Here is a 20102-nt window from a genome sequence, read left to right as displayed (position 1 = left end):
AAGAGACGAAAGGAACGACAGGCGTCCTCTCTGCCTCGATCGCATGTTGTCCGCGGCGCGGCCAGGCCGTGGTTGAGGCCGCTCAGGTCAACGATCAGGAGGTCGCAGTGCCCGGCCCGCGACGCCTGGCTCAGCCTTCTAGCAGGAACCCCACCGCCACGCGCCGGCCTTCGGCGGCCAGCACGTTGTAGGTGCGCGCCGCAGCGGCATTGTTCATCACCTCGATGCCGATGCCGCGGGTCAGGAACAGCGCCATCACCGCCGCGGCGGGAAACACCTGGCGTTCGCCGGTGCCGAGGATCACCAGGGCCGGGTTGAGCTCCAGCAGCGGCTGCAGATGTTGCGGCTGCAGGTCGCCGGCCGGCGGGGCCTGCCAGTCCTCGACCAGGGTGTCCGGCGCGAGGACAAAGCTGCGGGTCAACAGCCGGTCGTTCACCTTGGCCTGGCGGCCGTCGGCCATGCGCAGGGCATAGGCGTAGTCGGGCAGGTCCTGGGTCAGTTGCATGAGGTCACCGGAGCGCGCTCAGGCGCGCGGCAGCACGATCTGCCGGTCTTCCTTGGCCGGGCGATACAGGATCGCGGTATGGCCGATGCGCTGCACCAGCACGCTGTGCGACTGCTCCACCAGGCTGCCGATGGCGGCGTCGCGGGCCTCGCGGTCGTCGCCGCCGACCTTCACCTTGACCAGTTCGTGGCGCTCCAGCACCTCGTCCAGTTCGGCCAGGAAGGCCGGGGTGACGCCCTTGCTGCCGATCTGCAGCAGGGGTTTGAGGTCGTGGGCCAGGCCGCGCAGGAAGCGGTTCTGGGCCGAGGTCAGGCTGATCGACATGCAGGTGGGAGCAGGGTTGGCAAGGGCGATCAGGGTATCATGGCCGCCCCTCCCGACCGTGCGTCCATGGCCACCCGCAGCAAAAGCAGCCAACGCTGGCTCCGCGAACATTTCGCCGACCCCTTCGTGAAGAAGGCCCAGGCCGAAGGCATGCGCTCGCGCGCGGCCTATAAGCTGGAGGAACTGCTGCAGCGCGACAGGCTGCTCAAGCCGGACATGGTGGTGGTCGATCTCGGCGCCGCGCCGGGCGGCTGGTCGCAGCAGGTGCGCAAGTCGATGGGCGACCGCGGTCGCGTGCTGGCCCTGGACATTCTGGAGATGCCGCCGCTCGCCGGCGTGGAGTTCCTTCACGGTGACTTCAGGGAGGACGCGGTGCTATCGCAATTCGAGGCCATGCTGGGCGATACCCCGGTGGACCTTGTGCTGTCGGATATGGCCCCCAATAAGAGCGGAATGGATGCGGTCGACCAGCCGCGGATGATGCATCTGGCGGAATTGGCGATGGCGTTCGCCGACAGCCACCTGAAGCCGAACGGCGCGTTCCTGATCAAGCTGTTCCAGGGCGTGGGGTTCGACGACTACATCCGCGACATGCGCCGCCGCTATGAGAAGGTGACCATCCGCAAGCCGGCCGCGTCGCGCAAGCGCTCGCCGGAGGTCTACGCCCTCGGACAGGGCAAGCGCGCCCAGATCAAGTAAGCTGAACGCAAGGCTGAATCCGCAATGCCACGCATCGAGACAGAGTTGAAGGGACACCGGAGCCAATGAGGATGAACGACTTGACCAAGAATCTGCTGTTGTGGGTAGTCGTTGCCGTCGTGCTGATGGTGGTGTTCCAGAGCTTCTCGCCGCGGCTCGCCGGCGGCGCGGGCACCGACAACGTGACCTACTCCCAGTTCCTGAAGGACGTGGACGCCGGGCGGGTGAAGTCGGTCGATTTCACCGACGCCACCAACCTGTCGGTCAACGCGATCCGCTTCAAGCGCGCCGACGGCAGCGAGGGCTCGGTGTACGGCCCGAGCGACGGCAAGCTGATCGACGTGCTGTACAGCAAGAACGTGGACATCACCCGGCAGAAGCCCGACAACGGTCCGGGCTTCTGGTCGCTGGTGCTGAACTTCCTGCCGGTCATCCTGATCATCGGCTTCTGGCTGTTCATCATGCGCCAGATGCAGGGTGGCGGCGGCGGCGCCAAGGGCGCGATGTCCTTCGGCAAGTCGCGCGCCAAGCTGCAGGGCGAGGACCAGATCAAGATCACTTTCGCCGACGTCGCCGGCTGCGACGAGGCCAAGGAAGAGGTCGGCGAACTGGTCGACTTCCTGCGCGATCCGACCAAGTTCACCAAGCTCGGCGGCAAGATCCCGCGCGGCGTGCTGATGGTCGGCCCGCCGGGTACCGGCAAGACCCTGCTGGCCAAGGCCATCGCCGGCGAGGCCAAGGTGCCGTTCTTCAGCATCTCCGGTTCGGACTTCGTGGAAATGTTCGTCGGCGTCGGCGCCAGCCGCGTGCGCGACATGTTCGAGCAGGCCAAGAAGCATGCGCCGTGCATCATCTTCATCGACGAAATCGATGCGGTCGGCCGCCATCGCGGCGCCGGCCTGGGCGGCGGTCACGACGAGCGCGAGCAGACCCTCAACCAGTTGCTGGTGGAGATGGACGGCTTCGAGGGCGGCGAGGGCGTGATCGTGATCGCCGCGACCAACCGTCCGGACGTGCTGGATCCGGCGCTGCTGCGCCCGGGCCGCTTCGACCGCCAGGTCGTGGTGGGCCTGCCGGACGTGCGCGGCCGCGAGCAGATCCTCAAGGTGCACATGCGCAAGCTGCCGCTGGCCGACGACATCGAGCCGATGGTGATCGCGCGCGGCACGCCGGGCTTCTCCGGCGCCGACCTGGCCAACCTGTGCAACGAGGCGGCCCTGTTCGCCGCGCGCGAGTCGGTCAAGGAAGTGCGCATGGACCACTTCGACCGTGCCCGCGACAAGATCCTGATGGGCGCCGAGCGTCGTTCGATGGCCATGAGCGAGGACGAGAAGACGCTCACCGCCTACCACGAGGCCGGCCACGCCATCGTCGGCCGCCTGGTGCCCGAGCACGACCCGGTCTACAAGGTCACGATCATCCCGCGCGGCCGCGCGCTGGGCGTGACCATGTATCTGCCGGAAGGCGACAAGTACTCGATGAACCGTGTGGCGATCGAGTCGCAGTTGTGCTCGCTGTACGGCGGCCGCGTGGCCGAGGAACTGATCTTCGGTACCGACAAGGTCACCACCGGCGCGTCCAACGACATCGAGCGCGCGACCAAGATGGCGCGCAACATGGTCACCAAGTGGGGCCTGTCCGACGAGCTGGGGCCGATCGCCTACGGCGAGGAGGACGACGAAGTGTTCCTGGGCCGTTCGGTGACCCAGCACAAGAGCGTCTCCGACGACACCGCGCGGCGCATCGACGAAGTGGTGCGGTCGATCCTCGACAAGGCGTATGCGAAGACCACGCAGATCCTCACCGAGAATCTGGACAAGCTGCACACCATGTCGCAGCTGCTGCTGCAGTACGAGACCATCGACGCGCCGCAGATCGAGGCGATCATGGAAGGCCGCGATCCGCCGCCGCCGATGGGCTGGAACAAGTCCGGCAAGGACGGCGGCAACAACGACAAGGGCAATTCGCGTCCGCTGCCGCCGATCGCCGGGCCTGCCGAGCAGGTGTAAGCGCAGGAGCGCCCTTCAAGCGCCGAAAAGCCAGGGAGCGATCCCTGGCTTTTTTGTTGGCGGCGATGCGGGGCCGGTCGCATCGGCTCATGCCGACTCGCCGCCCGCGAGCGCGTGGGCGACAATGGCACTGCGCTGGCCGCAGGTTGCCGCGTCGATGCGGTGTGCGGCGGAAACGTCGCGCACGCCGCTGCCGCCATGCGGGTGTCGCGGATGCCGCATGGCGCTGCGCAGCGCCATTCCGCCGCCCGCCTCGGCCACTACCAGGAGACTCACCGATGTTCGACACCTCGCCCAGCCTGCAGTGCGGCGCCCACCGGCTGCTGCTCGATCGCCCGCGGGTGATGGGCATCGTCAATGTCACCCCGGATTCGTTCTCCGACGGGGGCGCCCACGCCAGCGTGGACGCGGCGGTGGCGCACGGCCTGCGCTTGGCCGGGGAGGGCGCCGACGTGCTGGACATCGGCGGCGAGTCGACCCGTCCGGGCGCGACGCCGGTGCCGGTGGAAGAGGAACTGCGGCGGGTGATTCCGGTGATCGAGCGGCTGGCCGCGCAGACCGCGCTGCCGCTGAGCGTGGACACCTTCAAGCCGGAGGTGATGCGCGCCGCGGTCGCGGCGGGCGCCGGCATGATCAACGACGTGCAGGCCCTGCGCCAGCCCGGCGCGCTGGATGCTGCCGCGGAACTGGGGGTGCCGGTGGTGCTGATGCACATGCCCGCCGACGCCTATGCCGCCGGCAGCGCGCCCGGCTACGACGACGTGGTCAGCGAGGTGCACCGGTTCCTGGCCGAGCGCATCTTCGCCGCGGAGATGGCCGGCATCGACAAGCGACGCATCCTGGTCGACCCGGGCTTCGGCTTCGGCAAGAGCACCGCCGACAACCTGCAGTTGCTGGCCCAGTTGGCGCGGCTGGTCGAGCTGGGCGTGCCGGTGCTGGCCGGCTTGTCGCGCAAGCGCAGCATCGGCGAGCTGACCGGGCGCGATGCGCCGGAGCAGCGGGTGGCCGGCTCGGTCGCCGCGCATCTGCTGGCTGCACAGCGCGGTGCCGCGCTGCTGCGCGTGCACGACGTCGCTGCCACCGTCGACGCGCTGAAGGTCTGGCAGGCGCTGCAGGCCGTGCCGTTGCCGCGCGCCGCCACAGCGTCGGCCGCGGCGACGATCCGCTGGCCGGACGAGGACTGATGGCGGCCGACCGGCGCCCGCGCGCAATCGCGCTGATGGGTCCGACCGCCTCGGGCAAGACCGCCGCGGCGATCGCCCTGGCCGAACGCTGCGGCGGCGAGATCGTCAGCGTCGATTCGGCGCTGGTCTACCGTGGCTTGGACATCGGTGCGGCCAAGCCCGATGCCGCCGAGCGCGCGCGGGTGCCGCACCACCTGCTGGACCTGCGCGATCCCTGGCAGACGTATTCGGCGGCCGAATTCGCCGCCGACGCGCGCGCCGCGCTGGAGGCGATCGTGGCCCGCGGCCGCCTGCCGATCCTGGCCGGCGGCACCGGCCTGTACTTCCAGGCGCTGCTGGAAGGGTTGGCGCCGATGCCGGCGGCCGACCCGCAGTTGCGCGCGGCGCTGGCCGCGCAGGCGCATGCCCAGGGTTGGGCGGCATTGCACGCGGAACTGCAGCGGATCGATCCGTTGGCCGCGCAGCGCATCCGCCCCGGCGACGCGCAGCGCATCCAGCGTGCGCTGGAGGTGTACCGGCTCAGCGGCCGGCCGATCAGTGCCTGGCAGGCGGACCCGGGTCCGCCGCGGCTGCCGCTGCGGGTGCTGAAGCTGGTGCTGGCGCCGGCCGAGCGCAGCGTGCTGCACGGGCGCATCGAGGCCCGCTTCGACGTGATGCTGGGGCAGGGCTTCCTCGACGAAGTGCGCGCCTTGCGCGCGCTGCCCGGGATGCAGGCGGTGGCGCAGCCGCTGGCGCTGCCGGCGGTGCGTGCGGTCGGCTACCGTCAGGCCTGGGAGTACCTGGACGGCGTCGGCGATGCGGCGGACTTCCGCGTCCGCGCCATCGCCGCCACCCGGCAGCTGGCCAAGCGCCAGCTCACCTGGCTGCGCGGCGAGCAGGATGCCCGCTGGTTCGACCCGGCGCGCGACGCCGGGCGCCTGCAGGCGGCCCTGGACGCCTTCCTCGGCTGATCGGGCGCGCCGCCGCGCTGTGCTGGCGCCCGCGGTTGTGTAACATCGACGTTCCGGACCACGGCAGGGGAGCTGCAGTGCCGTCCCGGACAATAAAAACAATAATTTGGGAGTGAAGCATGTCCAAGGGGCAATCCTTGCAGGATCCTTTCCTCAACGCGTTGCGTCGCGAACGGGTCCCTGTCTCGGTGTATCTGGTCAACGGCATCAAGCTGCAGGGCACGATCGAGTCGTTCGATCAGTTCGTGGTCCTGCTGCGCAATACCGTCAGCCAGATGGTCTACAAACACGCCATTTCCACCGTGGTGCCGGCGCGCAACGTGCGCGTGGGACCGGGCGGCGGCTATGTGCAGCAGAACGAAGGTGGCAGTGCGGGTGATGATGAAGTCGAGTAGTACCGTAACGAAGTGCGGAGCCGCGGGTGTTTGATCGGTCCCGCCGCGGCGAACATGCACTGCTGATCCAGCCCTACGCGGGCGGTCCGTTGGAAGACGATGTGCTGGAGGAGTTCGCCGACCTGGCGCGCTCGGCCGGTGCCAGCATCGCCGCTACCGTGACTGCGCGCATCGACAAGCCGAGTCCGGCGACGCTGATCGGCAGCGGCAAGCTGGAAGAGGTCAAAGCCGCCGCCGACGCCAGCGGTGCCGACCTGGTCCTGGTCAACCACGCGCTCAGCCCCGGCCAGGAGCGCAACCTGGAGAAATACCTGGAGCGGCGCGTGATCGACCGCACCGGGCTGATTCTGGACATCTTCGCCCAGCGCGCGCGCAGCCACGAAGGCAAGCTGCAGGTCGAACTGGCCCAGTTGCGGCACATGGCCACCCGGCTGGTGCGCGGCTGGACCCACCTGGAGCGCCAGCGCGGCGGTTCGATCGGCCTGCGCGGCCCCGGCGAAACCCAGCTGGAAACCGATCGCCGCCTGCTGCAGAAGCGGGTGGAGCAGTTGCAGAAGCGGCTGGAGAAGGTCGAGGTGCAGCACACCCAGATGCGCCGCGCGCGGGTGCGCAGCGAGCTGCCGCGGATCGCGGTGGTGGGCTACACCAACGCCGGCAAGTCGACCCTGTTCAACGCGCTGACCGGTGCCGAGGCCTACGCCGCCGACCAGTTGTTCGCGACCCTGGACCCGACCGTGCGGCGCATCGCGCTGCCCGGCGGCAACGCCATGCTGGCCGATACCGTCGGCTTCGTGCGCAACCTGCCGCACGAACTGGTCGCGGCATTCCGCTCGACCCTGTCCGAGGCGCGCGAGGCCGACCTGCTGCTGCACGTGGTCGACGCCGCCGATCCGCTGCGCGAGGAGCGCATCGCCCAGGTCGACGAGGTGCTGCACGCGGTCGGCGCCGGCGAACTGCCGCAGTTGCTGGTGTTCAACAAGATCGACCGCATCGAGGGCGCCGAGGTGCGTCACGATGCGCAGGACGGCGTGCCGGACACCGCGCGGCGCGAGCGGGTGTGGATCTCCGCGCGCGACGGCCGCGGCCTGGACCTGCTGCAGCACGTGCTCGGCCAGCGCCTGGGCCTGCGCCACGTGCAGGGCAGCCTGCGCCTGCCGCCGAGCGCCGGACGCCTGCGCTCGCAATTGCACCAGTTGCAGGTGATCCGCAGCGAGCAGGCCGACGAGGACGGCTGGCTGCTGCAGGTGGACATCCCGATCACCGAGGCAGAGCGTCTGGCCGCCGCGGCCGACGGCGCGCCGATCCGCGCGCTGCTGCCGCCGCGCGAGCAGGAGGAGTGGCAGCAGCGCTGAGTGCCGCGTCGACGCCGGCGTCGGCACGCTCGACGCCGATGGGCGGGCCGGCGTGGTCGCGGCCCATGCGCCGCGTTGGCTGACGGCCGGCCATCCGCCGGCACGCGCAGGCGCGACAGCCACGGCGAATTGGGCTACAAAGCGCACTGGTTTCCCGAGCTGTGCCATGACGCTTCCCACCGATTCGGATCTGCTGCAACAGGCCACCGCCCTCAGCGATCGCTTGCGCACCGCGCGCGAGCGCCTGGTCACCGCCGAAAGCTGCAGCGGCGGCTGGATCGCCAAGGTGATGACCGACGTCGCCGGGTCTTCGGCCTGGTTCGACTGCGGCATCGTCGCCTACAGCTACGAGGCCAAGCAGGCCTTGCTGGGCGTGCGTCCGCAGACGCTAGAGCATCATGGCGCGGTCAGCCGGGAGACGGTGATCGAGATGGTGTCCGGGGCGCTGGTCAATTCCGGCGCCAGCGTCGCGGTCGCGGTGACCGGCATCGCCGGGCCGGGCGGCGGCTCCGCGGACAAGCCGGTCGGCAGCGTCTGGCTGGGCTGGAAGCGCCGCGGCGGCTATGCCAGCGCGCAATTGTTCCAGTTCCCGGGCGACCGCGACGCGGTGCGCCGGCAGACCGTGGCGGCGGCCCTGCGCGGCCTGGACGCGTTGCTGTGATCGTGGCCGCGCGCCTTCCCCGAGGATGAGCGCGATGTGGGAGGCGTTGAGCACCGTCCGCGACCTGGGACGCCTGCAGGAAATCGCCTCGGTGCTGATCCGCTACGGGTTCGGCGACGTGGTCCGGCGCATCGGCATGGCCGACGTGCTGGAGCGCGCCGGGCGCCTGCTGCACTGGCACAACGCCGAGGAGATGCTGCGCATGTCGGCCCCGCAGCGGGTGCGGCGCGCCCTGCAGGACCTCGGCCCGACCTTCGTCAAGCTCGGCCAGGTGCTGGCCACGCGCGTGGACCTGCTGCCGCCGGAGTGGATCGACGAACTGGGCGAACTGCAGAACGCCGCGCCGGCGCTGGACTACCCGCAGATCCTGCCGCAGTTGATCGAGGCGCTCGGCGAGGCGCCGACGGCGATCTTCGCCGAGGTCGAGGAAACCCCGCTGGCCGCCGCCTCGCTGGCGCAGACCCATCGCGCCCGGCTGCACGACGGCACCGCCGTGGTGATCAAGGTGCGCCGCCCCGGCATCCGCGAGGTGATCGAGGCCGACCTGCGATTGCTGGCGCGGCTGGCGGAGATCGTCGAAGCGCGCGCGCCGGACCTGAAGCGCTATCACCCGGCCGCGGTGGTGCACCAGTTCACCCTGTCGCTGCGCCGCGAGCTGGATTTCGCCGGCGAGTGCCGCAATGCCGAGCGCATCGCGGCCAACTTCCAGGGACACGACGAGATCGTGATCCCGCGGGTGCACTGGCAATGGACCTGCGAAACGCTCAATGTGCAGGACTTCGTCGACGGCATCGGCGGCCGCGACCTGGCCGCGGTCGACGCCGCCGGCCTGGACCGTCGCCAATTGGCGCGCACCGGCGCCGACATCGTGCTGAAGATGGTGCTGGAGGACGGCTGTTTCCACGCCGATCCGCATCCGGGCAACATCTTCTACCTGCCCGGCGAGCGCATCGCGGTGATCGACTTCGGCATGGTCGGGCGCATTTCCGAACAGCGCCGCTACCAGGTGGTGCAACTGCTGCACGGGCTGGTCACCCAGGACGCCGAGGCGGTCGCCGACATCCTGCTGGAGTGGACCGACGGTGAAGTCGAGGTCGACGAGGCGCGCCTGCACCTGGAGATCGCCGCCTTCGTCGACCAGTACCGCGGCGTGCCGCTGAAGGACCTGCGGGTCGGCGCGATGCTCGGCGACGTCACCGCGCTGCTGCGCCAGCACGCGCTGGCCTTGCCGGCCGACCTGGCGCTGATGATCAAGACCTTCCTGACCCTGGAAGGGGTGGGGCGCCAGCTCGATCCGGACTTCGACATGGCTGGCGCCGCCGCTCCGTACCTGGAGCGGGTGATGCTGCAGCGGTTCGCGCCGCGGGCGATGGCCAGGCGCGGCCGCCGCACCGTGCTGGGCGCGCTGGAACTGCTCGGCGACCTGCCGCGCGACACGCGCCGGCTGCTGCAGGCGGCACGGCGCGGGCGCCTGCAGTTGAACGTGGAGACCGGCTCGCTGAAGGGCTTCGGCGACCAGGTCAACCGCGCCGCCAACCGCCTGACCATGGGCATCGTCACCGCCGCGCTGATCATCGGCTCGTCGATCGTGATGAACAGCGTCGGCGGCATTTCCAGCCGCTGGCTGCTGGCGATCGGCGTCTGCGGCTTCGTCGGCGCGGCACTGTCGGGGGTGTGGATCCTGTTCTCGATCTGGCGCAGCGGGCGCTGAGCGCGGCGCATGCTCTCGAGCACGGTTCGCCGGAAGCTGAGGCGGCTGCTCCGCAGGCAGCGCCCCGCTTCACAGGCGTGTCGGCGCGCACGCGATCCCTTGTGGGAGGGGTTCAGCCCCGACGCGATGCACTCGAATGCCCCGGTACACATCGCACTGACGCTGTGCGGGGTCCAAAAAGGCCGCCAGGATCAGAAGCCGCGCGCCTGCCGACGACGGCATTGCGGGCGGTCGCGCGGAGCATCCATCACTGGCGGTAGCGAAGCGCGCCGGCACTCCAGACCCACGCGCCAGTTGCTCGTCAGCTAATTTAGTAGTATTACTACTAACCATGGACCTGACCGAAACCCAGCAGGCGATCCTCGACCTGATCGCCGAGCGCATCGAACACGACGGCGTGCCGCCGTCGCAGACCGAGATTGCCCGTGCCTTCGGCTTCAAAGGCGTGCGCGCGGCCCAGTACCACCTGGAAGCGCTCGAACAGGCCGGCGCGATCCGCCGGGTGCCCGGGCAGGCGCGCGGCATCCGCCTGCTGGGTGGGGCAGCCGCCCCGGCCCCCGCGCCGCAGGTGGACAGCGCCGACGTGCTGCGCCTGCCAGTGCTCGGACGCGTCGCCGCCGGCCTGCCGATCGGCGCGGACATCGGCTCCGACGACTTCGTGGTGCTGGACCGGGTGTTCTTTTCGCCGGCACCCGATTACCTGCTGAAGGTGCAGGGCGACTCCATGCGCGACGAAGGCATCTTCGACGGCGACCTGATCGGCGTGCACCGCACCCGCGATGCCCGCTCCGGGCAGATCGTGGTGGCGCGCATCGACGAGGAGATCACGGTCAAGCTGCTGAAGATCGGCAAGGACCGCATCCGCCTGCTCCCGCGCAACCCGGACTACGCACCGATCGAGGTGCTGCCGGACCAGGAGTTCGCCATCGAAGGCCTGTACTGCGGCCTGCTGCGCCCCAACCGCTGATGCCGCGCGTGGAGCAGGGCATGCACTACAGCGCCGGCCGGACTTTTCCGACCCCGGATATCGCCATTCGCCGCTGCCGTCGCCCGGTCCGGACGAATTATTTTCATCTCGCCACGCACTGTCTCAGTCCGTGCGATACCAGGCCCTTACATTGACCTCACTCCGCAAATCCTCATCACCTTCCAAGGACACCACAATGGACGAGAACAAGAAGCGCGCGCTCGCCGCCGCCCTGAGCCAGATCGAGAAGCAGTTCGGCAAGGGCTCGGTGATGCGGATGGGCGATCGCGTCATCGAAGCGGTGGAAGTGATTCCGACCGGCTCGCTGATGTTGGACATCGCACTGGGCATCGGCGGCCTGCCGAAGGGCCGCGTGGTCGAGATCTACGGTCCGGAATCCTCGGGCAAGACCACCCTGACCCTGCAGGCCATCGCGCAGTGCCAGAAGAACGGCGGCACCGCCGCGTTCATCGACGCCGAGCACGCGCTGGACCCGATCTACGCCGCCAAGCTGGGCGTCAACGTCGACGAACTGCTGCTGTCGCAGCCGGACACCGGCGAGCAGGCGCTGGAAATCGCCGACATGCTGGTGCGCTCGGGCTCGGTGGACATCGTGGTGGTCGACTCGGTCGCCGCGCTGACCCCCAAGGCCGAAATCGAAGGCGAGATGGGCGACCAGTTGCCGGGCCTGCAGGCGCGCCTGATGAGCCAGGCGCTGCGCAAGCTCACCGGCAACATCAAGCGCTCCAACACCCTGGTGGTGTTCATCAATCAGTTGCGCATGAAGATCGGCGTGATGATGCCGGGCCAGAGCCCGGAAACCACCACCGGCGGCAACGCGCTGAAGTTCTATGCCTCGGTGCGCCTGGACATCCGCCGCATCGGCGCGATCAAGAAGGGCGACGAGATCATCGGCAACCAGACCAAGATCAAGGTCGTCAAGAACAAGCTGGCGCCGCCGTTCAAGCAGGTCGTCACCGAAATCCTCTACGGCGAGGGCATCAGCCGCGAGGGCGAACTGATCGACATGGGCGTGGAAGCCAAGTTGGTCGAGAAGGCCGGTGCCTGGTACAGCTACGGCAGCGAGCGCATCGGCCAGGGCAAGGACAACGCCCGCGGTTACCTGCGCGACAACCCGCAGGTCGCGGCCAAGCTGGAAAGCGAGCTGCGCGAGAAGTTCCAGCCCACGGAAATCGCCCCGAGCGAGGCCGAGGCGGAAGACGACGACGCGTAATGGTTTTCTGCCGGGGGAGCGGTGGAGTCAGTGCCGCTCGTCTCCCTCGGCAGTCTTGAGCAAGCCAGGAGGGCGCGCGCCAGGGACGGCGCATTTTGAATGGGGTGGCATCGCCCATGAGCGACGAACAGGCACAAGAAGCACCACGTCGGCGTCGCCGGCAACCGGAACAGACGCCGCTGCAGAAGGCGCTGGGTCTGCTGGTGCGGCGCGAGCATTCGCGCAAGGAGCTGACCCGCAAGCTGCGTGCGCGTGGGGTGGAAGCCGACGCCGCCGCGGAGGCAGTGGAACGCCTGAGCGGCGAGGGCTGGCAGGACGACGGGCGCTTTGCCGAACTGCTGGTGCGCAGCCGCGCCGGAGCAGGATATGGCCCGCTGCATATCCGTGCCGAGCTTGGGACCCACGGCCTGGACAGTGAGGCCATCACTGCCGCGATGGGCGCCTTCGAAGGCGACTGGACGGAGAACGCCCGCGATTTGGTCCGGCGCCGCTTCGGTACTGCCGGGGCGATGGACCTGCCGCAGCAGCGCAAGGCCGCCGATCTGCTGGCGCGGCGCGGTTTCGATGGGGACAGCATCCGCGCCGCGGTGCGCGACGCTGCGGAGGACTGAGCGGGCCGGGCCTGCTACCCTTGGCGAGTTGTCTTGTCCGGTTTCCGTGGCGCCCTCATCTAGAGGGAGCGCCAGGACGCCCGTCCGCTCGTCTATAGCCAGCCCATGAACGCACCCGCCAAATTCTCCACCTCCCAGATCCGCAGCGACTTCCTCGACTTCTTCAAGGGCAAGGGCCATACCATCGTGCCGTCCGCACCGCTGGTGCCCGGCAACGATCCGACGCTGCTGTTCACCAATTCCGGCATGGTGCAGTTCAAGGACGTGTTCCTGGGCGCCGAGAAGCGCAGCTACGTGCGCGCGGCGGACGTGCAGCGCTGCCTGCGCGCCGGCGGCAAGCACAACGACCTGGATTCGGTCGGCTACACCGCGCGCCATCACACCTTCTTCGAGATGCTCGGCAACTGGTCGTTCGGCGACTACTTCAAAAAGGACGCCATCGCCTGGGCCTGGGAGCTGCTGACCCAGGTCTGGAAGCTGCCGGCCGAGCGCCTGCTGGTCACCGTCTACCACACCGACGACGAGGCCTACGCCTTGTGGCGCGACATGATCGGCGTGCCCGCCGAGCGCATCGTGCGCATCGGCGACAACAAGGGCGCGCCTTACGCCTCGGACAACTTCTGGCAGATGGCCGACACCGGTCCCTGTGGCCCGTGCACCGAGATCTTCTACGACCACGGCGCGCACATCGCCGGCGGTCCGCCGGGGTCGCCCGACGAGGATGGCGACCGTTTCATCGAGATCTGGAATCTGGTGTTCATGCAGTTCGACCGCCAGCCCGACGGCACCCTGGTGCCGCTGCCTGCCCCCTGCGTGGACACCGGCATGGGCCTGGAGCGCCTGGCGGCGATCCTGCAGCACGTGCACACCAACTACGAGATCGACCTGTTCCAGACGCTGATCCGCAAGGCCTCCGAGCTGACCGGCACCGCCGACCTGGAGAACAAGTCGCTGCGCGTGATCGCCGACCACATCCGTGCCTGCGCGTTCCTGATCGTCGATGGCGTGCTGCCGTCCAACGAGGGCCGCGGCTACGTGCTGCGCCGGATCATTCGCCGCGCCCTGCGCCATGGCTGGATGCTCGGCGTGCGCCAGCCGTTCTTCAGCAAGCTGGTGCCGACCCTGGTGGAGCTGATGGGCGAGGCCTATCCGGAGCTGTCCGCCGCCCAGGACACCGTGCTGCGCGCCCTGCAGGCCGAGGAAGAGCGCTTCGCCGAAACCCTCGATGCCGGCATGAAGATCTTCGAGGACGTCGCCGCCAAGGCGCAGGGCGGGATGATCGCCGGCGAGGACGCCTTCCGCCTGTACGACACCTACGGCTTCCCTTTGGACCTGACCCAGGACATCGCCCGCGAGCGCGATCTGCGCGTGGACGAGCAGGGCTTCGAGACGGCGATGGACGAGCAGCGCCGACGCGCGCGCGAAGCCGGCAAGTTCGGCGGCGGCGTGCAGTTGCCGGCGGACCTGGTGGCGACGCTGGCCCCGACCGTGTTCCTGGGGTACGACAGCCTGCAGGCCGACGGCCTGCGCGTGGTCGCCCTGCTCAAGGACGGTCGCCCGGTGCAGTCCGCCCAGGCCGGCGACGCGGTGATCGTACTGACCGACAAGACCCCGTTCTATGCCGAATCCGGCGGCCAGGTCGGCGATCTCGGCACACTGACTGCCGCCGGCATCCGGGTGACGGTCACCGACACGCAGAAGTTCGCCGGCCAGTTCCATGGCCACGTCGGCACCCTGGAAGAAGGCAGCCTGAAGCTCGGCGACGTGCTCGCCGGTGAGGTCGATGCCGAGCGCCGCGGCGCCACCATCCTCAATCACTCGGCGACGCACCTGCTGCATGCGGCCCTGCGCGAGGTACTGGGCACCCACGTCCAGCAGAAGGGCTCGCTGGTGGCGCCGGATCGGCTGCGCTTCGACTTCTCGCACTTCCAGCCGATCGTGGCCGAGGAACTGGCACTGATCGAGCGCAAGGTCAACCAGCAAGTCCGCGCCAACAACGCCGCCGAAGTGCACCAGATGGGCATGCAGGAAGCGCTGGACTTCGGCGCAATGGCGCTGTTCGGCGAGAAGTACGGCGAGCGCGTGCGCGTGCTCAAAATGGGCGACTACTCCACCGAACTGTGCGGTGGCACGCACGTCGGCCGGACCGGCGACATCGGCCTGTTCAAGATCACCAGCGAAGGCGGCGTCTCCGCCGGCGTGCGCCGCATCGAGGCGGTGACCGGGCAGGGCGCGCTGGACTACGTGGCGGCCGAGGAGGCCCGGCTGCGCGAGGCGGCCGACCTGGTCGGCGGCAACAGCCACGACGTGGTCGACAAGATCCGTCAGCTCGGCGACCGCTACAAGCGCCTGGAACGCGAACTGGAGGCGCTGAAGGCCAAGCTGGCGTCAGGCGCCACCGCCGACCTGGCCGGATCAGCGGTCGACGTGGCCGGTGTAAAGGTCCTCGCCGTGCGACTGGAAGGCTTCGACGCCAAGGCCCTGCGCGAGGCGATGGACCGTCTGAAGCAGCAGCTGGGCGATAGCGTGATCGTCCTGGCCGGCGCCAGCGAGGGCAAGGTCGCCCTGGTCGCCGGCGTGAACGGCAGCCCAATGGGACGGGTCAAGGCCGGGGAACTGTTGAGCCATATCGCCGGTCAGATCTCGGGCAAGGGCGGCGGCCGCCCGGACCTCGCCCAGGGTGGTGGCGAGGACGGGCCCGCCCTTGCCCCTGCACTCGCCGGCGTCCCCGCCTGGGTCAAGCAACATCTCCCCTGAACATCCGAACGCCGCGCCTTGCTGGCAGGGCGCGGCTTCCCGTAACATCACCCCTCTTTTCACTTTCATTATGGGGCGTGCCGCAGCGCGGGCGCCGTGCCGGTGAGGCCCACCGGTTCCCTGGAGAATTCTAAAAATGTTGATCCTGACTCGCCGGGTAGGCGAAACCTTGATGATCGGCGATTCGGTCACCGTGACGGTGCTTGGGGTCAAGGGCAATCAAGTGCGTATCGGCATCACCGCGCCGAAGGACGTTGCGGTGCATCGCGAAGAGATCTACCAGCGCATCCAGCGCGGCGACGAGCCGAACTCCCACGGCGGCGGTCACGGCGATCAATCTGCCGATTGATGCGTCGAAAGGGTTTACCTGAGACCCCACAACCCGGTATTCTTCGCGCCCGGTCGCGGAATATCCGCAGCGCAGAAATCCGGAGTGATGCCCGAGTGGCTGAAGGGGCTCCCCTGCTAAGGGAGTATAGGGTCAAAAGCTCTATCGAGGGTTCGAATCCCTCTCACTCCGCCAGTGTCAAGGAAACGCCCGCAAATCAAGGATTTGTGGGCGTTTTTCTTTTCAGCCATCTTGGACACTCGCTTGGACACTTCCATGCGAGTAGCGCACTACCTGACGTGCGGCGAGACCGGCCGCTACTACGTTCGTCTGCGCGTTCCTGCTGACCTGCAGGCACGCTTCGGGCGCAAGGTCATCAAGCGCAGTGCCGGCACGACGTGCGATCGCGCCGCGCTTGGCTACGCGTTGCTGTTGCAGCAACGCTATGCTCAAGCCTTCGCAGCCATCAGGAACGGCAGCATGGGGAAAGAGCTGGAAGAGCTCTTGAAGAGACTGGAGGGCAAGCCGTCGCTTGAGCTGATCCTCAAGGACGTGAAGCTGCCGGGCGGCGCTTCGTTCGGCCAGGTGGAGATCAACGACCAGAACGACTTGTCGTTGTTCCAGAAGCTCGCGGCGCAGCGCGCGGTGCCGGTGCCGTCGTCGACACCGTTCCCGCCGCGCCGAGTCGTCAAGCCCATCAGCGAACCGCGTCCAGTGGGGCTGACCCTCGCGGCTGCACGCGACAAGTATCTGGTCAGCATCCAGGGCAAGAACACCGCCAAGACCATCGTCCAGAAGACCCGCGCACTCAAGGACCTCGAGGCTTTCGTGGCGAGCCAGCGCAAGGGCAAGGCAAAGAAAAACAGTCGGTGATGTTGAAGGAACTGACGCGGACCGATTTCTCAGAGTGGTTCCTGCACGAGACCGCACAGAAGCGCGTCATCACCTACATCACCAACCGGTTCTCGGCTTGCGCGGATTTCATCAAGTGGGCGCAGACGGCTGGCCACTACCCGCAAGGCGACAACCCGGCGTCTGGGCACGCCTCCGTGCCCAAGCAACTGAAGAAGCAGCGAGCGAAGAGCCACGGCTCGCAGGCGTTCGCCCCCGACCAGGTCAAGCGCATCTTCGACCCGGAGAACTTCAAGCGGTTGAAGGGCAATGCGGCGCGGTGGCTCCCGCTCATCCTGCTTTACACGGGCGCGCGCTCCAACGAGGTGGCCCGGTTGGAGCTGGAAGATTGCCGAGAGGAAGACGGCATCCCCATCTTCCACTTCACTTGGATGGGCGAGGACAAGAACCTCAAGACCGATGCCAGTGATCGGAAGACCCCGGTGCACCCGGACCTCATCAAGCTGGGGCTGTGGGAGCGCGTGGAGCGGCTCAAGGCCGCTGGCGAGGCGAAGCTCTTCCCGGAGCTCAGCTTCGACGCCAAGAATGGTCCAGCGGGCCGGACCCAACACGCGTACTGGTTGCAGTAAATAAGCTAACTAAAGTGCGTTAAATATAGTTTTCCAAACTTTACTAATGATAAATATTGGATTATTTAAGTTGGTTTGTTTGTATTTTCTCTGGATTTTGGGCAGCAGAATTTTTCTCTGAGCAACAGCGAAGGAGTTGCGACATTGGATCACTTCGAAGGCGTGGTGCTCGACTACCTCCGAGCGGACCGTGCGTTGTTCGTCAACAGCCAATGCTGCATACAGCTCAACGAGGGCGCCAACCCGGACACCAGTGGCCCGCATTGGTATTGCGACGCGGTGGCCGTGAGCTTCAAGGAACAGATGGCTTACCTGTGTGAGATCACCTATGCGGCCGGGGCATCGTCGCTCCTAGGCCGGCTGCGGTCTTGGGATGAGCATTGGGAAGGACTGAAGGTCGCCCTGGCGCGCGACAGTGGGGTGCCGGCAGCGTGGCCCCTCAGACCCTGGCTTTTCGTGCCGGAAGCACATGCAGAGCGGCTGAAGGCCGGCCTCGCGTCGCTGCGCTCCTCGCCGAGTCCGCGAATCACCTTCCTTGAAGAAGTCGTGCCCTGGCGCTACCGGTCCTGGAATCGCGGTTCCTATGAGGATGCTCCAGGCCTATGAGGTCCAGCGGCATAGGCAGCTGACCCGCCATCTACGTCGCCGGCTATGATTCCCGCATAGGGGAGGGAAGCCGATATGAGGACAACTCTAATCCGCCAAGCGCTGCTCGGCTGGGCTCTTTTGCTGCCAGCATCAGCAGCCATGGCCTGCAGCTGCTTGATGTATGAAAGCTTGGACGACGCTAAAGCCAGGGCTGCCGTGGCTGTCCAGGCGACGATGGTTTCCGTGCAGAGGAAGATCGTTCAGCACGGTGACACGCCCTACTCGGAGCAAGAGGTTGTCCGTTGGCGTATTGGGGAGTCCATGCGTGGCCCATTGGCCGCAGGCCAGGAATTCGAGACGCAGACAACCATTTCTCCGGCCGCCTGTGGCGAGCAGGTGGTCGATGTCCAGCGAGCGCAAGCAACGCCAACGCCTCTACCTAGAACGTGGTGGCTATTCTTTCAGTGGATTCCCGAGAACGGAGCGCCTTGGTTTGTTGCCACGTGCTCAAGAAGCCAGCCCGTTGACGCAGTGGCTCCAGTGCCTGCGTTGTAGGATGACCTTGTTCTGTTCTAGGTGCAGTGAAGGGCATCGCCTACCGGCCGCCCTGAAACTTGAAGGTGAAGTGAGCGGCCGATGCGGCGGTCTCGCTGGCAATCGGCACGGGTGTGGCGTCCACCAGCGTCAACATGCCATCGGCAACAGGGACCGGGACGCCCAGCGTGAGGTCCATCTCCTTGGACCAGCCGCCGCCAAGCACGGTCGCCCTAACGACCAGTCGGCCGGCCTGGATGCATTGAACGTCAGCTGGGCAACGGCTGTCTTCCATGACGCGGTCGGGGCGCACCCTGGGGCCATCGACCGCGGCAATCTCTCCCACCCGCACGGGGCCTTCAATCGGACGGCTCGCGACCGGACCACCCGTCGCGCACCCGGCAAGCGACATGGCCATCAGTGCTGCAAGTGGCTTCACTCTCATCCAAAAGGTCCGGACAGCTTTTCGTTGTTCGATTCGCATGGCTGAGGGCGGCTCCGAAGACGGCCTGAGTGTCCCACAGCTCCGCAATGCGCGGCTGAGATGCGCACCAGAGACTGCCGAACTTGGTGCTGTGGGCATGAGCACTCTCACTGAGTGGACGCTCACGGCAGCGGCAAGCCAGCAGCCGGCAAAGCGCTGAGCCTACTTCGCAAATTTGGCCGGTGCTGCCACGGCCAAGCTTGTGAAATTTTGGGGCTTAAGCAGCCTGCGTCGTTGTTCAAGCTTTTCCTGCCGCATGTGCGGTCACTGAGGAAAGCGACATGGCAAAGGGCAAAGGTGGTGCAAGTGGAGATACCCGCGGGGTTGGTTTCAAGGGCGATCCCGGAGCCAGGCAGGGGCGTGGTCAAGGAGGTGCGGGCGGATGGCCGTCAACCAAGCCCGGTGTGCCATCGGGCGGTAACCGTAGCAATGCACCTCCGAAGCGTTGATCAGGGGGCGACGTCCCCCCGGTTTTGAGTAGCAAAGCGATTTGGAGTCCAATTCCCAACGAGACGGAGATTGGACGTGAAGAAGCGCTTTTCCGAAGAGCAGATCATCGGCTTCGTGCGTGAGGCCGAAGCCGGCGTGGCGGTGAAGGACCTGTGCCGGCGGCACGGGTTCAGCGAGGCCTCCTACTACCTGTGGCGCAGCAAGTTCGGCGGCATGAGCGTGCCGGAGGCCAAGCGGCTCAAGGAGCTGGAGGCGGAGAACACGCGGCTGAAGAAGCTGCTGGCCGAGCAGTTGTTCGAGAACGACGTCATCAAGGACGCCCTGCGAAAAAGTGGTGACCGCACCGGCGCGCAGGATGCTGGTGCCGCAGCTGATGGAGCGCGGGCTCACGGAGTGTCGGGCGCTGGCCGTGGTGCGGATGAGCGCCAGCGCGCTGCGCTACGTCCCGCGTCCGGATCGCAACGTCGAGCTGCGCGAGCGGATCCTGGCGCTGGCGCAGCGGTACAAGCGCTACGGCGTCGGGATGATCTATCTGAAGCTGCGGCAGGAGCAGTGGCCGGTGAACTACAAGCGGGTGGAGCGGCTGTATCAGCAAGCCAGGTTGCAGGTGCGCCGGCGCAAGCGGAAGAAGGTGCTGCTGGGCGAGCGCCAGCGGTTGCTTCAGCCTGAAGCGGCCAACCAGGTCTGGTCGATGGACTTCGTGTTCGACCGCACCGCCGAGGGCCGGATGCTCAAGGCCCTGACCATCGTCGACGATGCCACGCACGAGGCGGTGGCGATCGAGGTGGAGCGGGCCATCTCCGGCCACGGCGTGGCGCGGGTGCTGGATCGGCTGGCGCTGACACGGGGTCTGCCGCAGGTGATCCGCACCGACAACG

Annotated in this window: 20 protein-coding genes, 1 tRNA gene and 1 pseudogene; 18 read left to right on the top strand and 4 right to left on the bottom strand. The window is 67.5% G+C overall.

The annotated features are described in order from the left end of the window. Positions 1–130 precede the first annotated feature (130 nt). A complete protein-coding gene (locus tag CEK68_RS14745; RefSeq protein ID WP_017910617.1) occupies positions 131–505 on the bottom strand; it encodes an Mth938-like domain-containing protein in 375 nt (124 codons plus the stop codon). Positions 506–523: 18 nt separating this feature from the next. Beyond that, complete coding sequence (gene yhbY, locus CEK68_RS14740; protein WP_010341321.1) at positions 524–829, bottom strand: ribosome assembly RNA-binding protein YhbY; 306 nt, start codon at positions 827–829, stop codon at positions 524–526. 66 nt (positions 830–895) lie between these two features. Between yhbY and rlmE the strand changes: the two genes are divergently transcribed. Next, positions 896–1528: a 23S rRNA (uridine(2552)-2'-O)-methyltransferase RlmE gene (rlmE, locus tag CEK68_RS14735; RefSeq protein ID WP_017910618.1), complete on the top strand. Its 633-nt coding sequence runs from the start codon at positions 896–898 to the stop codon at positions 1526–1528. A 71-nt stretch (positions 1529–1599) separates the two neighbouring features. Then, on the top strand, positions 1600–3537 hold the full coding sequence (ftsH, locus tag CEK68_RS14730) for an ATP-dependent zinc metalloprotease FtsH (RefSeq protein WP_017910619.1): 1938 nt from the start codon (positions 1600–1602) through the stop codon (positions 3535–3537). An 87-nt stretch (positions 3538–3624) separates the two neighbouring features. Here the strand turns inward: ftsH and CEK68_RS14725 are convergent, their stop codons facing one another. After that, on the bottom strand, positions 3625–3813 hold the full coding sequence (locus tag CEK68_RS14725) for a hypothetical protein (protein ID WP_152239819.1): 189 nt from the start codon (positions 3811–3813) through the stop codon (positions 3625–3627). Positions 3814–3815: 2 nt separating this feature from the next. Between CEK68_RS14725 and folP the strand changes: the two genes are divergently transcribed. From folP to CEK68_RS14655, 15 genes are all read left to right on the top strand, one after another. Beyond that, positions 3816–4721: a dihydropteroate synthase gene (gene folP, locus CEK68_RS14720; protein WP_152239818.1), complete on the top strand. Its 906-nt coding sequence runs from the start codon at positions 3816–3818 to the stop codon at positions 4719–4721. Beyond that, positions 4721–5671, top strand: a complete 951-nt coding sequence (gene miaA, locus CEK68_RS14715) for a tRNA (adenosine(37)-N6)-dimethylallyltransferase MiaA (protein WP_152239817.1) — start codon at positions 4721–4723, stop codon at positions 5669–5671. Before folP ends, miaA begins: the two co-directional genes overlap by 1 nt. A gap of 119 nt (positions 5672–5790) precedes the next feature. Beyond that, entirely contained in the window at positions 5791–6066 is a 276-nt protein-coding gene (gene hfq, locus CEK68_RS14710; protein ID WP_010341316.1) for an RNA chaperone Hfq, read from the top strand. Between the two features lie 26 nt (positions 6067–6092). Next, the gene (gene hflX, locus CEK68_RS14705; protein WP_026143930.1) at positions 6093–7418 is read left to right on the top strand and encodes a ribosome rescue GTPase HflX; all 1326 of its coding nucleotides are present in this window, start codon (positions 6093–6095) and stop codon (positions 7416–7418) included. Positions 7419–7584: 166 nt separating this feature from the next. Further along, on the top strand, positions 7585–8079 hold the full coding sequence (locus tag CEK68_RS14700; protein WP_017914255.1) for a CinA family protein: 495 nt from the start codon (positions 7585–7587) through the stop codon (positions 8077–8079). A 34-nt stretch (positions 8080–8113) separates the two neighbouring features. Then, positions 8114–9790 (top strand): 2-polyprenylphenol 6-hydroxylase, encoded by a 1677-nt coding sequence (gene ubiB / locus CEK68_RS14695; protein ID WP_148828191.1) that lies wholly within the window; start codon positions 8114–8116, stop codon positions 9788–9790. 331 nt (positions 9791–10121) lie between these two features. Beyond that, positions 10122–10757: a transcriptional repressor LexA gene (gene lexA, locus CEK68_RS14690; protein WP_017910626.1), complete on the top strand. Its 636-nt coding sequence runs from the start codon at positions 10122–10124 to the stop codon at positions 10755–10757. A 196-nt stretch (positions 10758–10953) separates the two neighbouring features. Further along, positions 10954–11991: a recombinase RecA gene (recA, locus tag CEK68_RS14685; protein ID WP_017910627.1), complete on the top strand. Its 1038-nt coding sequence runs from the start codon at positions 10954–10956 to the stop codon at positions 11989–11991. Positions 11992–12107: 116 nt separating this feature from the next. Further along, a complete protein-coding gene (gene recX / locus CEK68_RS14680) occupies positions 12108–12602 on the top strand; it encodes a recombination regulator RecX (protein ID WP_152239816.1) in 495 nt (164 codons plus the stop codon). Positions 12603–12707: 105 nt separating this feature from the next. After that, positions 12708–15359: an alanine--tRNA ligase gene (gene alaS, locus CEK68_RS14675; RefSeq protein ID WP_152239815.1), complete on the top strand. Its 2652-nt coding sequence runs from the start codon at positions 12708–12710 to the stop codon at positions 15357–15359. A gap of 136 nt (positions 15360–15495) precedes the next feature. Continuing rightward, positions 15496–15708 (top strand): carbon storage regulator CsrA, encoded by a 213-nt coding sequence (gene csrA / locus CEK68_RS14670; protein WP_010341308.1) that lies wholly within the window; start codon positions 15496–15498, stop codon positions 15706–15708. An 81-nt stretch (positions 15709–15789) separates the two neighbouring features. After that, a tRNA-Ser gene (locus CEK68_RS14665) sits at positions 15790–15882 on the top strand. 69 nt (positions 15883–15951) lie between these two features. Beyond that, on the top strand, positions 15952–16560 hold the full coding sequence (locus tag CEK68_RS21055; RefSeq protein WP_193314213.1) for a DUF6538 domain-containing protein: 609 nt from the start codon (positions 15952–15954) through the stop codon (positions 16558–16560). Beyond that, entirely contained in the window at positions 16560–17168 is a 609-nt protein-coding gene (locus tag CEK68_RS21050; protein WP_193314212.1) for a hypothetical protein, read from the top strand. Before CEK68_RS21055 ends, CEK68_RS21050 begins: the two co-directional genes overlap by 1 nt. A gap of 144 nt (positions 17169–17312) precedes the next feature. Beyond that, positions 17313–17774 (top strand): hypothetical protein, encoded by a 462-nt coding sequence (locus tag CEK68_RS14655; RefSeq protein ID WP_017916093.1) that lies wholly within the window; start codon positions 17313–17315, stop codon positions 17772–17774. 577 nt (positions 17775–18351) lie between these two features. Here the strand turns inward: CEK68_RS14655 and CEK68_RS14650 are convergent. After that, complete coding sequence (locus CEK68_RS14650) at positions 18352–18735, bottom strand: hypothetical protein (RefSeq protein WP_152239827.1); 384 nt, start codon at positions 18733–18735, stop codon at positions 18352–18354. Between the two features lie 564 nt (positions 18736–19299). Here CEK68_RS14650 and CEK68_RS14645 point away from each other — a divergent pair. Next, a pseudogene (locus tag CEK68_RS14645) lies at positions 19300–20102 on the top strand (IS3 family transposase); the annotation flags it as partial.

This window comes from Xanthomonas sp. LMG 12461, from assembly GCF_009192935.1.
Classification (GTDB): domain Bacteria; phylum Pseudomonadota; class Gammaproteobacteria; order Xanthomonadales; family Xanthomonadaceae; genus Xanthomonas_A; species Xanthomonas_A sontii.
Note: the sequence above shows the minus strand (reverse complement) of the source record. Positions and strands in the feature narration are given on the sequence as shown.